Source organism: Rhizobium chutanense, from assembly GCF_002531935.1.
In the GTDB taxonomy this organism is placed as follows: domain Bacteria; phylum Pseudomonadota; class Alphaproteobacteria; order Rhizobiales; family Rhizobiaceae; genus Rhizobium; species Rhizobium chutanense.
On sequence record NZ_NWSV01000001.1, the window covers coordinates 458419 to 472588 of the forward strand.

The following is a 14170-nucleotide window of genomic DNA, read 5'->3' on the forward strand; positions in this document are numbered from 1 at the left end:
GCTTTACGGCAACAGGGAAAATCTCGACAGAATGAGCGATACATCGGCGACGGAAAACGGCGTAAGCACCGAATATGGCGCAGATTCCATCAAGGTTCTGAAGGGCCTCGATGCCGTCCGCAAGCGTCCCGGCATGTATATCGGCGATACCGACGATGGCTCCGGCCTTCATCATATGGTTTATGAAGTCGTCGACAACGCGATCGACGAGGCGCTTGCCGGCCATGCCGACATCGTCACCGTCACCCTCAATCCGGATGGCTCGGTGACGGTCACCGATAACGGTCGCGGCATCCCGACGGACATCCACAGCGGCGAAGGCGTGTCGGCGGCCGAAGTCATCATGACGCAGCTGCATGCCGGCGGTAAGTTCGACCAGAATTCCTATAAGGTCTCCGGCGGTCTGCACGGCGTCGGCGTTTCCGTCGTCAACGCTCTGTCCGTCTGGCTGAAGCTGAAGATCCGCCGCCAGGGCAAGATCCACGAAATGAGCTTCACCCACGGCGTGGCCGATGCGCCGCTGAAGGTGACCGGCGACGCGCCCGATGAGACCGGCACGGAAGTCAGCTTCATGCCGAGCAGCGAAACCTTCACCATGACGGAGTTCGACTACGGCACGCTGGAGCACCGCCTGCGCGAACTCGCTTTCCTCAACTCCGGCGTCCGCATTCTGCTGACCGACAAACGCCATTCCGATATCAAGCAGGAAGAATTGCGTTATGACGGCGGCCTTGAGGCCTTCGTCGCCTATCTCGACCGCGCCAAGAAGTCCCTGGTCGACAAGCCGGTCGCCATCCGCGGCGAAAAGGACGGCATCACCGTCGAAGTGGCGATGTGGTGGAACGACAGCTATCATGAGAACGTGCTCTGCTTCACCAACAACATTCCCCAGCGCGACGGCGGCACCCATATGGCCGGCTTCCGCGCGGCCCTGACGCGCCAGGTGGTTTCCTATGCCGACAATTCCGGCATCACCAAAAAGGAAAAGGTGACGCTGCAGGGCGAAGATTGCCGCGAAGGCCTGACGGCGGTGCTGTCGGTCAAGGTGCCCGATCCGAAATTCTCCTCACAGACCAAGGATAAGCTGGTTTCCTCGGAAGTCCGCCCTGTCGTCGAAAGCCTCGTCAACGAGGCGCTGAGCACCTGGTTCGAAGAACATCCGAGCGAAGCCAAGATTCTCGTCGGCAAGGTCGTCGAGGCAGCGGCCGCCCGGGAAGCCGCCCGCAAGGCCCGTGAATTGACCCGCCGCAAGGGCGCGCTCGATATTGCTTCGCTGCCGGGCAAACTTGCCGACTGCTCCGAGCGCGATCCGGCGAAATCCGAAGTCTTCCTCGTCGAGGGCGATTCCGCCGGCGGCTCGGCCAAACAGGGCCGTTCGCGCGAAAACCAGGCGATCCTGCCTTTGCGCGGCAAGATCCTGAACGTCGAACGCGCCCGTTTCGACAAGATGCTGTCGAGCCAGGAAATCGGCACGCTGATCACCGCGCTCGGCACCGGCATCGGCAAGGACGAGTTCAATGCCGAAAAGCTGCGCTATCACAAGATCATCATCATGACGGATGCCGACGTCGACGGCGCTCACATCCGCACCCTGCTGCTCACCTTCTTCTTCCGGCAGATGCCGGAACTGATCGAGCGCGGTCACCTCTACATCGCTCAGCCGCCGCTCTATAAGGTCTCGCGCGGCAAGTCGGTGCAGTATCTGAAAGACGAAAAGGCGCTCGAGGAATATCTGATCAGCCAGGGTCTTGAGGATGCCGCGCTGAAGCTCGGCAGCGGCGAGGTTCGCACCGGCCAGGATCTGCGCGAGGTCATCCTGGATGCGTTGCGCATGCGCGCTTTGCTCGACAATCTTCATTCACGCTACAATCGCGCCGTCGTCGAACAGGCGGCGATCGCCGGTGCCCTCAATGCCGATTTCGTCAGCGATCCGGCAAGAGCGCGGGCAGTGGCGAGCGAGGTCGCAAGCCGTCTCGACATCATCGCCGAGGAGACCGAGCGCGGCTGGCAGGGCGATCTGACCAGCGATGGCGGCCTGCGCTTCGAACGCATGGTCCGCGGCGTCCGGGAAATCGTCGTGCTCGACATGGCGTTGATCGGCTCGTCGGATGCCCGTCACATCGACCAGCTGACCGCGCGCCTCAAGGAAATCTATCAGACGCCGCCGTCGCTGCATCGACGCGAAGGCGATGTCGAGATCTCAGGCCCGCGCGCCTTGCTCGACGCAATCTTTGCCACCGGCCGCAAGGGCCTGACCATGCAGCGATACAAGGGCCTCGGCGAAATGAATGCCGAGCAGCTCTGGGAAACGACGCTCGATCCGAATGTGCGCTCGCTGCTGCAGGTTAAGGTCAACGACGCCACCGATGCCGACGGCCTCTTTGCCCGGTTGATGGGTGACGAAGTCGAACCGCGGCGCGAATTCATCCAGGACAACGCGCTCAGCGTCGCAAACCTCGATATCTGATTGATGTTTCGAAACAAAAGCCCCGCCATCTCTGAATGGCGGGGCTTTTGTTTGGACGATTGGCTAGTCTTCGGCTTCGTTCAGCCGGCAACGAAACGGCCGTTGAAGGCGACCTCTGAGAGCGGTTTGCGCTGGCTGGGGAATTCGCGTGCCTGATTGCGTTCGGATAGGACGCTCTTGTCGGCGAGCCGGCCGACGGCGACACCGGCTTCGACCCGATAACCCTCGGGAATGGCGAAAGTCTGCCGGATCTCGTCATGCTTGATGCCGCCCATGCCATGGGCGTAAAAACCGGAGAGACGTGCCTGGAGCGCCAAGTACCCCCAGGCCGTGCCGGCATCGAAGGAATGGGTGTAGCTCGGCTTTGTTTCCGCTGAGCCGGCGGTCCCAGTGAAGGCGCGCGAGACGACGAAAATCAGCGCCGATGCGTTCGCCGCCCATTCCTGGTTGGCATCGACAAGCAATCCGACGAATGTCTGCCACTGCTCAGACCCTTTCAGGGCATAGATGAAACGCCAGGGCTGTTGATTGGACGAGGACGGCGCCCAATGGGCGGCGTCGAGCAGGCTGAGCAGCTGTGCTTCCTCGATGATTTCGCCGGTAAAGGCGCGCGGTGACCAACGGTCGAGAAACATTGGATCGATCGGATATTGGGATTCGCGGTTATTGCTCTTCGTCATGCTTATTCCCGGGGGTTGGAGGCAGAAATTCGGATCGGCGTTCGGTTCAGTCTGTCCAGACGATGTCGAGCTCCTCGCGAAAGGCAAAACGCTTCAGATGATCGTCGATGACACCCTGCATCCTGGCCTGCTGCGCGGCATCGGCGACGGAAAGCGCCATGGTCAGCGCCGTATCGTCGGCGCTAAACGTCACCTCGGTCGTCTCGCTGAACGGCACCCGGCCCTTGTGCGCGTCGAAATCGACGCTGAATTTGTGGCTCCAGTGTTTGCAGAGCTGCTGCAGATAGCGGCTTGCATGTTCGGTGCGTACGACGGCTTTGGAGAGGTGCATGTCAAACTCCATCTCATCTTGGACGAAAGCATGTCGCGCAAAAGTGTGCCGCGGTTTTGCGATAACGACATGCGTAAAACAAACTTAAAGCGTGGGCCACGCGAATCTGAAAGATCGCGACGCGCTTTAGAGCCAAGTCTTATTTCCTGCTTCGTAGCCTTGGCAAGCGCAGCGTCGTCGCAATCGGGGTGTACAGACTGTCTTCATAAAAGCGGCCTCACGCCGGCGTCGAAGCAGGATAATAAACGCTTCAGTCAATCGATCGGGGAGTTGCGCATGCTGGTGAATGGAAAATGGACGGAAGACTGGCAGCCCGTTCAGGCAAAGGATGAAAAGGGCGGCTTCGTCAGGCAGACCTCGAGTTTCCGCAACTGGGTGACGCCGGATGGCAGCGCCGGGCCGACCGGCGAGGGCGGCTTCGAAGCCAGCCCCGGTCGTTATCATCTCTATGTCGCCTATATCTGCCCCTGGGCCTCACGCACCCTGATCGCCCGCAAGCTCAAAGGGCTCGACGACGCCATTTCCGTCTCCGTCGTCGAACCGCTGCTCGGCAGACAGGGCTGGCGCTTCGGCGATTATCCCGGCGCGACGCAGGATCACGTCAACGGCACGACCTATCTGCATCAAATCTATACGCGCGCGTCGGCTGATTTCACCGGCCGGGCCACCGTGCCGGTTCTCTGGGACAAGCAGAGAAAGACCATCGTCAACAATGAATCCGCCGATATCCTGCGCATGCTGAACAGCGGTTTCGGCGACCTGGCAAAAAATCCGATCGATCTTTACCCGGCGGAAAGACGCAGCGAGATCGATGCTTTCAACGACCGCATCTATCCCACGCTCAACAATGGCGTCTACCGCGCCGGTTTCGCCACCACCCAGCTTGCCTACGAAGAAGCCTTCGCCGATGTCTTCGCCTGCCTCGACTGGGCCGAACCGCAGTTTGCGGATCGGTCCTTCCTCTTCGCCGATCATCCGACGGAAAGCGATATCCGGCTCTTCGTCACCCTCGTGCGCTTCGACGTCGCCTATCACGGCATTTTCAAATGCAATCTGCGCCGGCTTTCCGACTATGCCAACCTGCGCGCCTTTTGCCGGCGCATGCTGGATTGGCCGGGTATCGCGGAAACGGTCAATCTCGACCACATCAAGCGCGGCTACTACTCGATCGAAAGCCTTAACCCGACGAAGATCGTTCCCGTCGGGCCTGATCTTGCCGAAATTTTTTAGAGCACGATGCCGCAATTCATGCGGTTTGAGCCGAATCCGTACCGCTTGGCGGCAAAGCCGTAATGACACCGGTGAATAATTCGTTCATAGGTGGCTGCAAATCCGTTTTCGATGAGGAGGAAATTCCATGAAGCTGATGCGTGTTGGCGAAGCAGGCAATGAAAAACCCGCGCTTCTCGATGCCGATGGCAAGATCCGCGATCTCTCCGGTCACGTCGCCGATATCGGCGGTGAGGCGATCTCGCCGGCGGGCCTTGCAAAGATCGCGGCAATCGATCCGAAGAGCCTTCCGGAACTTGCCCCCGGCCGTATCGGGGCCTGCGTTGCCGGCACCGGCAAATTCATCTGCATCGGCCTCAATTTCTCCGACCATGCCGCCGAAACCGGCGCCACGGTGCCGCCCGAGCCGGTGATCTTCATGAAGGCGACCTCGGCCATCGTTGGTCCGAACGACACGGTGCGGATCCCGCGCGGTTCGGAAAAGACCGATTGGGAAGTCGAGCTCGGCGTCGTCATCGGCAAGACCGCGAAATATGTCAGCGAGGCCGACGCGCTCGATTATGTCGCCGGCTACTGTGTTTCTCACGATGTGTCCGAGCGCGCCTTCCAGACGGAACGCGCCGGCCAGTGGACCAAGGGCAAGTCCTGCGACACCTTCGGACCGATCGGTCCCTGGCTGGTCACCAAGGACGAGATCGCCGATCCGCAAAACCTCGGCATGTGGCTGAAAGTCAACGGCCAGACGATGCAGAACGGCTCGTCCAAGACCATGGTCTATGGTGTCGCCCACGTCGTTGCCTATCTCAGCCAGTTCATGTCGCTGCATCCGGGCGACGTCATCTCCACCGGAACGCCTCCCGGCGTCGGCATGGGCATGAAACCGCCACAATATCTCAAGGCCGGTGACGTCGTCGAACTCGGAATCGAAGGTCTCGGTACTCAGAAGCAGAGCTTCGTAGCGGATCATTAACGACGCTTTTTGTTGAGAAACTTAAGTTTTCCAGTCGATATTGATGCCGGAGGGTCACTTCTCCGGCATTTCTTGTGCGGGTCTGGTTCGTCCATGTTGCTGTGCAACAAAAAACTGTTAGTCTGAGTGACGTGCCCGCGTAACGGAAAGAGTCGATGCCTTTCAATCGGCGTCATCTTTTCGATAGATGAAAGGTGGCGCCTTTGTTTTATCAGCTTTATGAATTGAACCATGCTGCCATGGCGCCGTTTCGCGCCGCGGCCGATATCATGCGATTTGCCTATGCCAATCCGCTGAATCCGTTTTCCCATACGCCGCTCGGCCGGACGATGGCGGCAAGTCTCGAAATGTTCGAACGCACGACGCGCCGTTATGGCAAGCCGGAATTCGGGCTGACGCAGACGACGATCGGCGATCAGACGGTTTTTGTTCGTGAAGAAGTCGTCTGGTCGCGGCCGTTCTGCAATCTCCTGCATTTCGCCCGCAGCGTCCCTGCCGCCCGCGGCAATGATCCCCGCATTCTGATCGTCGCGCCGATGTCCGGCCATTATGCGACGCTGCTGCGCGGCACGGTCGAGGCGCTGCTGCCGAGCGCCGACATCTACATCACCGACTGGATCGACGCCCGTATGGTGCCGATGACGGAAGGCAGGTTCGATTTCGACGATTACGTCGACTATGTCATCGAGATGCTGCATTTCCTCGGGCAAGACACGCACGTCATCGCCGTCTGTCAGCCGTCCGTTCCGGTGCTGGCGGCGGCTGCGGTGATGGAGGAAGCCAATGATCCGTTGGCACCGTCGTCGATGACGCTGATGGGCGGCCCGATCGATACGCGCATCAACCCGACGGCGGTCAACAAGCTCGCCCAGGAGCGGTCGCTGCAATGGTTCTCCGACAATGTCATCATGAACGTGCCTTGGCCGCAGCCGGGCTTCATGCGCCCGGTCTATCCGGGATTCCTGCAGCTTTCGGGCTTCATGTCGATGAACCTCGACCGCCATCTCGTCGCCCACAAGGAATTCTTCATGCATCTCGTGAAGAACGACGGCGAGCCGGAAAAACACCGCGATTTCTACGACGAATATCTCGCGGTCATGGATCTGACCGCCGAATTCTATCTGCAGACGGTCGAGCAGGTTTTCATGAAGCATTCCCTGCCGAAGGGCGAGTTGATGCATCGCGGCAAACGCGTCGACCCGGCAGCGATCCGCAAAGTGGCGCTGCTGACTGTCGAGGGCGAGAATGACGACATCTCGGGCGTCGGCCAGACAAAGGCGGCGCAGACCATCTGCGTGAATATTCCTGAAGATATGCGCATGCACTATCTTCAGCCGGATGTCGGCCATTACGGTGTCTTCAACGGCTCGCGGTTCCGCCGCGAGATCGCGCCGCGCATCATCAATTTTGTCCGGGAGCATTCCCGTTCCGCCGTCAAGCCGCCGGTGCCACGCGTAATCAAGGGCGGTCGCACCGCCTGATTTAGGGGTGGCTGATTTAGAAAAGCGGATTCAAGGCTTTGTCCGATTTCGCGGGCAATCGTCTTGAAGGCCGTTGTTGCGGTAACCACATCGATTTCAGCGTTCGGTATCCTGCCGGGCGCGGAAAGCGAGGATACCCGCACGATGAACCAGTCAGCATTGCTTCGACCGGATTGGACTCCGGCTACCATTGCCCTGATGATTCTCGGCTTCATGGTTTTCTGGCCTCTGGGTCTGGCCATGCTTGCCTATATCATCTTCGGCGACCGTCTGCGCGGCTTCAAGCGTGACGTCAATGAGGCGACCGATGGCTTCTTTGCCTCCTGCCGCCGTTCGACCGGCCGCCACCGCCCGCACTTCTCGACCGGCAACGTCGCCTTCGACGACTGGCGCAAGGCCGAGATCGACCGGATCGAGGAAGAGCGCCGCAAGCTCGATGAAATGCGCGAGGAATTCGACGCTTACATGCGCGAACTTCGCCGCGCCAAGGACCAGGAAGAGTTCGATCGCTTCATGCGTGACCGCAAGAACACCAAGCGTGACGACAATGGTCCGGTCGCCGAATATCAGACGCCGTGAAGGCCTGAACGCTGAAAATGACCGGCATCTTCCGATGCCGGTTTTTCTATGCCCGTTCCCCCGGCGAATCGGATAGAAAACACCCATGTTCTCGCTTCTGAAAACAAGGCCGAAAGCCCGCAAACCGGCTCCGCCGGAAACGCGGACGCTCGACGTCGCCGGCCGGCTCATGCCGCTGACCATCAAGCAGCACGACCGGGCGACGCGTATCACCTTGCGCATCGAGCCGGGTGGCCGGGCCTTGAAGATGACGGTGCCGAAAGGTCTTGCGGCGCGCGAGGTCAATGCGTTCCTCGATCGCCACCAGGGCTGGCTGCTCACCAAACTTGCCAAGTTTTCGACCGATGCCGGCCTGCGCGACGGCGGCGAAATTCTCTTTCGCGGCGTTTCCCATCACATCCAGCATACCGGCAGCTTGCGCGGCCTGACGGAAGCGGTTTTGATAGACGGCAGGCCGGTTCTGCGGGTCAGCGGCATGCCGGAACATGTCGGGCGGCGCATCGCGGCCTTTCTCAAGAAGGAGGCGCGCGCCGACCTCGCCAGACTGGCGACCATGCATGCCGCAACGATCCGGGCGCCGATCCGCTCGATCTCGATGAAGGATACCCGCAGCCGCTGGGGCTCGTGCTCGTCGGAGGGAAATCTGAGCTTTTCCTGGCGCATCGTCATGGCGCCGCCGTCGGTGCTCGATTACCTCGCCGCCCACGAAGTTGCCCATCTCAAGGAAATGAACCACGGGCCTCGCTTCTGGGCGCTTTGCAAGAAGCTTTGCCCCGGCATGGAGGAAGCGAAATCCTGGCTGAAGCGGCACGGAAGTCAGCTGCACGCCATTGATTTCGACTGACCGACATTGGCGCTAAATGCAGCCTAGCACGCAAATTGGCTCGACTCTTGCTGTATTTCGTGTCACTTCGCTGCCATGAAACCGGATATCAAAATCTGTGGCCTGAAAACGCCCGAAGCGATTGATCGTGCGCTGAAACGCGGCGCGACCCATATCGGTTTTATCTTTTTCGAAAAGAGCCCACGCTACATCGAGCCGGACCTGGCGGGTAAACTGGCCGAACCCGCGCGTGGCAAGGCGAAGATCGTCGCCGTCGTCGTCGATCCCACCAATGACGAACTGGATGAGATCGTCGCGCTCTTGAAGCCGGATATCCTGCAGCTGCACGGCAACGAGAGCCCCGAACATGTGCTGACGATCAAGGCACTCTATGGCCTGCCGGTCATGAAGGTCTTTTCCGTGCGCACGGCCGATGATCTGAAGCGCGTCGAAGCCTATATCGGTATTGCCGACCGTTTCCTGTTCGACGCGAAAGCGCCGAAGGGTTCGGAACTGCCCGGCGGCAACGGGATTTCCTTCGACTGGAGCCTTTTGAGCTGGCTCGACGGCAGCATCGACTACATGCTTTCCGGCGGGCTGAACAAGGACAATGTCGTGAATGCGCTGGCGAACACCAAAGCACGTGGTATCGACGTTTCCTCGGGCGTCGAAAGCGCGCCTGGCGTGAAGAGCGTCGCAATGATCGATGAATTTTTCGATGCGGTCGAAGAGGCGGATGTGCCCATCATGGCCTCAGGGAGTTGAGAGTGAACGAAACGCCTAAACCGAATTCCTTCCGTTCCGGGCCTGACGAAGACGGCCGCTTCGGCATCTATGGCGGTCGTTTCGTTGCCGAAACATTGATGCCTTTGATCCTCGATCTGCAGGACGAGTGGAACAAGGCGAAGAACGATCCGGCATTCCAGGCCGAATTGAAGCATCTCGGCGCGCATTATATCGGTCGCCCGAGTCCGCTCTATTTCGCCGAGCGGCTGACGGCCGAACTCGGCGGCGCGAAGATCTATTTCAAGCGCGAGGAGCTGAACCACACCGGCTCGCACAAGATCAATAACTGCATCGGCCAGATCCTGCTCGCCAAGCGTATGGGCAAGACCCGCATCATCGCTGAAACCGGCGCCGGCCAGCACGGCGTTGCCTCCGCCACCGTTGCCGCCCGCTTCGGCCTTCCCTGCGTCGTCTATATGGGCGCCACCGACGTCGAGCGTCAGGCGCCGAATGTTTTCCGCATGAAGCTGCTCGGCGCCGAAGTCAAACCAGTCACCGCCGGCAGCGGCACGCTGAAGGACGCCATGAACGAGGCGTTGCGCGACTGGGTCACCAATGTCGAGGATACCTATTACCTGATCGGGACCGCGGCCGGTCCGCATCCCTATCCGGAGATGGTCCGCGATTTCCAGTCGGTGATCGGGGCGGAAGCGAAGGAGCAGATGCTGGCCGCCGAAGGCCGCCTGCCGGATCTCGTCGTCGCGGCCGTCGGCGGCGGTTCGAACGCCATCGGCATTTTCCATCCTTTCCTCGATGATCCCACTGTCAAGATCGTCGGCGTAGAAGCCGGCGGCAAGGGCCTGCAGGGTGATGAACATTGCGCGTCGATCACTGCCGGAACGCCCGGCGTGCTGCACGGCAACCGCACCTATCTGCTGCAGGATGGCGACGGCCAGATCAAGGAAGGTCATTCGATTTCGGCCGGTCTCGATTATCCCGGCATCGGCCCCGAACATTCCTGGCTGAACGATACCGGCCGCGTCGACTATGTTCCGATCATGGATCACGAAGCGCTCGAGGCGTTCCAGACGCTGACCCGCCTCGAAGGCATCATCCCGGCGCTCGAGCCCTCGCACGCGATTGCCGAGGTGATCAAGCGCGCACCGAAGATGGGCAAGGACGAGATCATCCTGATGAACCTCTCCGGCCGCGGCGACAAGGATATCTTCACCGTCGGCAAGATTCTGGGAATGGGACTGTAAGACATGACCGCACGCATGGACAAACGCTTTGCCGAGCTGAAGGCCGAGGGCCGTCCGGCGCTTGTGACCTATTTCATGGGCGGCGATCCTGATTACGATACCTCGCTCGGCATCATGAAGGCGCTGCCGGAAGCGGGCTCCGACATCATCGAGCTCGGCATGCCCTTTTCCGATCCGATGGCCGACGGGCCGGCGATCCAGCTGGCCGGTCAGCGCGCGCTGAAAGGCGGCCAGACGCTGAAAAAGACGCTGCAACTGGCGGCCGATTTCCGCAAGACCAATGATGCGACGCCGATCGTCATGATGGGCTATTACAATCCGATTTACATCTATGGCGTCGAGAAATTCCTCGACGACGCGATCGCCGCCGGCATCGACGGCCTGATCGTCGTTGACCTGCCGCCGGAGATGGATGACGAACTCTGCATTCCGGCGATCCGCAAGGGCATCAATTTCATCCGCCTGGCGACGCCGACCACCGACGAGAAGCGCCTGCCGGCCGTCCTGAAAAACACCTCCGGCTTCGTCTATTACGTCTCGATGAACGGCATCACCGGGTCGGCACTGCCGGATCCGTCGCTGGTTTCGGGCGCTGTCCAGCGCATCAAGCAGCACACGCAACTGCCGGTCTGCGTCGGCTTCGGCGTCAAGACGGCGGAGCATGCGAAGGTCATCGGCGGTTCGGCCGACGGCGTCGTCGTCGGCACCGCCATTGTCAATCAGGTCGCCACCAGCCTGACCGCGGACGGGAAGGCCACGGCCGATACGGTTCAGGCGGTCGCAACACTGGTGCGCGGCCTTTCCTCGGGAACACGGTCGGCGCGCCTTGTTGCTGCCGAATAATTTCCCCACATTGGCACTAGTCAGTTAGGAGAATTCAAGTTGAACTGGATCACCAACTACGTTCGCCCGCGGATCAATTCCATGCTGGGCCGTCGCGAAGTGCCGGAGAATCTCTGGATCAAGTGCCCGGAAACCGGCGAGATGGTCTTCCACAAGGACCTGGAAGGCAACAAATGGGTCATCCCGGCCTCCGGCTATCACATGAAGATGCCGGCGAAAGCCCGTCTGGCCGATCTTTTCGACAATGGCGAATACGAATCGCTGCCGCAGCCGAAGGTCGCTCAGGATCCGCTGAAGTTTCGCGATTCGAAGAAATACAGCGATCGTCTCCGCGACAGCCGCCTGAAGACCGAGCAGGAGGATACGATCCTCGCCGGCCTCGGAAAGGTGCAGGGCCTGAAGCTCGTCGCCGTCGTGCATGAATTCAACTTCATCGGCGGTTCGCTCGGCATGGCCGCCGGCGAGGCGATCGTCAAGGCTTTCGAACGTGCGACGTCGGAAAAATGCCCGCTGGTGATGTTCCCCGCTTCCGGCGGCGCGCGCATGCAGGAAGGCATTCTTTCGCTGATGCAGCTGCCGCGCACGACCGTTGCCGTCGATCTGCTCAAGGAATCCGGCCAGCCTTATGTCGTCGTTTTGACCAACCCGACCACCGGTGGCGTCACTGCCTCCTACGCCATGCTCGGCGATATTCATCTGGCCGAACCTGGCGCCGAAATCGGCTTTGCCGGCAAGCGCGTGATCGAACAGACGCTGCGTGAAAAGCTGCCGGAAGGCTTCCAGACCTCCGAATATCTGCTGGAACATGGTATGGTCGATATGGTCGTCAAGCGTCACGACATTCCGGAGACGCTGGCGCGCATCCTGAAGATCCTGACGAAGAAACCCGTTTCGGCAGTAAACGACGTGACTCGCGGAGCGATCGCCTTGGCGGCGAGCGCCTGATAACAGGCAAACGGGCGGGGTGCCGAAATGATACCCAGAGGCCAAACCGCGGTGAGTGAGGCAGCGCAAGAGATTGAAAAACTCATGGGATTGCATCCCAAGGGTTTCGACCTGTCTCTCGATCGTATCACCCGTCTTCTCGATCAACTCGGCAATCCGCATCTGAGATTGCCGCCGGTGATCCATGTCGCCGGCACCAACGGCAAGGGGTCGGTCACCGCCTTCTGCCGCGCCCTGCTCGAAGCAGGCGGCTACAGCGCTCATGTCCACACCTCGCCGCATCTCGTCAATTGGCACGAGCGTTATCGTATCGGTGTGGCGGGCGGACGCGGGCAGCTTGTCGATGACGCCGTCTTTGCCGAAGCGCTGCGTCGTGTGGCCGATGCCAATGCCGGACAGCATATTACCGTCTTCGAAATCCTGACGGCGGTCACCTTCATCCTGTTTTCCGAACATCCGGCCGATGCCGCGATCATCGAAGTCGGTCTCGGCGGCCGCTTCGACGCCACGAACGTCATTTCCGACCCGGCCGTCTCGGTGATCATGCCGATCTCGCTGGATCACCAGCCCTATCTCGGCGACAGGGTCGAACTGATCGCCGCCGAAAAGGCCGGCATCATGAAGCCGGGATTTCCCGTCGTCATCGGTCATCAGGAATATGATGCGGCCCTCGACGTGCTGATGTCGACCGCCGAGCGGCTGCATTGCCCGAGCGCCGTCTTCGGGCAGGATTTCATGGCGCATGAGGAATATGGCCGGCTCGTCTATCAGGACGAATTCGGCCTGGCCGACCTGCCGCTGCCACGCCTTCCCGGCCGGCATCAATATGCCAATGCCGCCGCCGCCATTCGCGCCGTCAAGGCGGCGGGTTTTACCGTCACCGAGACGATGATGGAAAAGGCGATGAGTTTCGTGGAATGGCCGGGTCGGCTGCAGCGCCTGAGCGAAGGCCGGCTGCTGGCGCATGCGCCCGCCGGCGCCGAGATCTGGATCGATGGCGGGCATAATCCCGGTGCCGGCGAGGTGATCGCCGAAGCCATGGCCAATTTCGAGGAACGCCAGCCGCGGCCGCTTTTCCTGATCATCGGCATGATCAACACCAAGGATCCGGTCGGCTATTTCAGGGCTTTCGCCGGCCTGGTCGAGAAGGTTTTCTGCGTGCCGATTCGTGGCAGCGAAGCGATGATCGACCCGGTGATACTGTCGAATGCCGCCTATGATGCCGGACTGGTTGCCGAACCGATGTCGACGGTCGGCGATGCCCTGGAAGCCATAAAGGCCGTCCTCGATCCGCAGGCTCTGCCGCCGCGCATCCTGATCGGCGGCTCTCTCTATCTGGTCGGCGATGTGCTTTCCGACAACGGCACGCCTCCGAGGTGACACGGGCGAAATGAAGAATGCGAAATGAAAAAAGCCCGGTCGAAGCCGGGCTTTTTCATGTATGCGATATCAATCAGGCAGCGTTCGAAATCCAGTTCGAAAGAGCCGTCTTCGGCTTGGCGCCGACCGAGATATCCGCGACTTCGCCGCCCTTGAAGATCGCCAGCGTCGGAATGGAGCGCACACCGAATTGTGCGGCGAGTTCCGGGTTCTCATCGATATTGAGCTTGGCGACCTTAACCTTGCCTTCCATCTCGACGGAGATTTCTTCGAGGCTCGGAGCAATCATCTTGCACGGGCCGCACCATTCAGCCCAGAAATCGACGACGACGGGTTCTGCGGATTCCAGAACTTCCGACTGGAAGTTGTTGATATCGACTTTCACGGTAGCCATGGGCTGCTCCTTTGAATTGGGTGTTGAACCACATGTGATGGTGCGGTGCCGAATTTTCA

Annotated in this window: 14 protein-coding genes; 11 read left to right on the plus strand and 3 right to left on the minus strand. The window is 60.3% G+C overall.

The window, feature by feature from the left end; all coding sequences use genetic code 11:
* Window positions 1-31 precede the first annotated feature (31 nt).
* A complete protein-coding gene (gene gyrB, locus CO666_RS02195) occupies window positions 32-2467 on the plus strand; it encodes a DNA topoisomerase (ATP-hydrolyzing) subunit B (protein ID WP_085738800.1) in 2436 nt (811 codons plus the stop codon).
* An 80-nt stretch (window positions 2468-2547) separates the two neighbouring features.
* On the opposite strand, the gene CO666_RS02200 is transcribed toward gyrB, so the two are convergent.
* Window positions 2548-3147: a nitroreductase family protein gene (locus CO666_RS02200; RefSeq protein WP_097610499.1), complete on the minus strand. Its 600-nt coding sequence runs from the start codon at window positions 3145-3147 to the stop codon at window positions 2548-2550.
* Between the two features lie 46 nt (window positions 3148-3193).
* Window positions 3194-3478: a DUF2218 domain-containing protein gene (locus tag CO666_RS02205; protein WP_097610500.1), complete on the minus strand. Its 285-nt coding sequence runs from the start codon at window positions 3476-3478 to the stop codon at window positions 3194-3196.
* 276 nt (window positions 3479-3754) lie between these two features.
* Here CO666_RS02205 and CO666_RS02210 point away from each other — a divergent pair, with 276 nt between their 5' ends.
* From CO666_RS02210 to CO666_RS02255, 10 genes are all read left to right on the plus strand, one after another.
* Entirely contained in the window at window positions 3755-4708 is a 954-nt protein-coding gene (locus CO666_RS02210; protein WP_097610501.1) for a glutathione S-transferase family protein, read from the plus strand.
* A 127-nt stretch (window positions 4709-4835) separates the two neighbouring features.
* Complete coding sequence (locus CO666_RS02215) at window positions 4836-5678, plus strand: fumarylacetoacetate hydrolase family protein (RefSeq protein ID WP_097610502.1); 843 nt, start codon at window positions 4836-4838, stop codon at window positions 5676-5678.
* A 203-nt stretch (window positions 5679-5881) separates the two neighbouring features.
* Entirely contained in the window at window positions 5882-7159 is a 1278-nt protein-coding gene (locus CO666_RS02220) for a polyhydroxyalkanoate depolymerase (RefSeq protein WP_097610503.1), read from the plus strand.
* Between the two features lie 144 nt (window positions 7160-7303).
* A complete protein-coding gene (locus CO666_RS02225; protein WP_097610573.1) occupies window positions 7304-7738 on the plus strand; it encodes a DUF2852 domain-containing protein in 435 nt (144 codons plus the stop codon).
* Window positions 7739-7823: 85 nt separating this feature from the next.
* Window positions 7824-8582, plus strand: a complete 759-nt coding sequence (locus tag CO666_RS02230) for a M48 family metallopeptidase (protein ID WP_097610504.1) — start codon at window positions 7824-7826, stop codon at window positions 8580-8582.
* A 75-nt stretch (window positions 8583-8657) separates the two neighbouring features.
* Window positions 8658-9326, plus strand: coding sequence for a phosphoribosylanthranilate isomerase (locus CO666_RS02235; RefSeq protein ID WP_097610505.1), 669 nt, complete (start codon window positions 8658-8660; stop codon window positions 9324-9326).
* 2 nt (window positions 9327-9328) lie between these two features.
* Window positions 9329-10549 carry a tryptophan synthase subunit beta gene (gene trpB, locus CO666_RS02240; RefSeq protein ID WP_097610506.1) on the plus strand — a complete coding sequence of 407 codons (1221 nt, stop codon included), beginning with the start codon at window positions 9329-9331 and terminating at the stop codon, window positions 10547-10549.
* Window positions 10550-10552: 3 nt separating this feature from the next.
* A complete protein-coding gene (gene trpA, locus CO666_RS02245; RefSeq protein ID WP_097610507.1) occupies window positions 10553-11392 on the plus strand; it encodes a tryptophan synthase subunit alpha in 840 nt (279 codons plus the stop codon).
* A 39-nt stretch (window positions 11393-11431) separates the two neighbouring features.
* The gene (gene accD, locus CO666_RS02250; RefSeq protein WP_097610508.1) at window positions 11432-12337 is read left to right on the plus strand and encodes an acetyl-CoA carboxylase, carboxyltransferase subunit beta; all 906 of its coding nucleotides are present in this window, start codon (window positions 11432-11434) and stop codon (window positions 12335-12337) included.
* A 27-nt stretch (window positions 12338-12364) separates the two neighbouring features.
* On the plus strand, window positions 12365-13717 hold the full coding sequence (locus tag CO666_RS02255) for a bifunctional folylpolyglutamate synthase/dihydrofolate synthase (protein WP_097610509.1): 1353 nt from the start codon (window positions 12365-12367) through the stop codon (window positions 13715-13717).
* A gap of 73 nt (window positions 13718-13790) precedes the next feature.
* Here the strand turns inward: CO666_RS02255 and trxA are convergent, their stop codons facing one another.
* The gene (trxA, locus tag CO666_RS02260) at window positions 13791-14111 is read right to left on the minus strand and encodes a thioredoxin (protein ID WP_004672616.1); all 321 of its coding nucleotides are present in this window, start codon (window positions 14109-14111) and stop codon (window positions 13791-13793) included.
* Window positions 14112-14170: the final 59 nt, after the last annotated feature.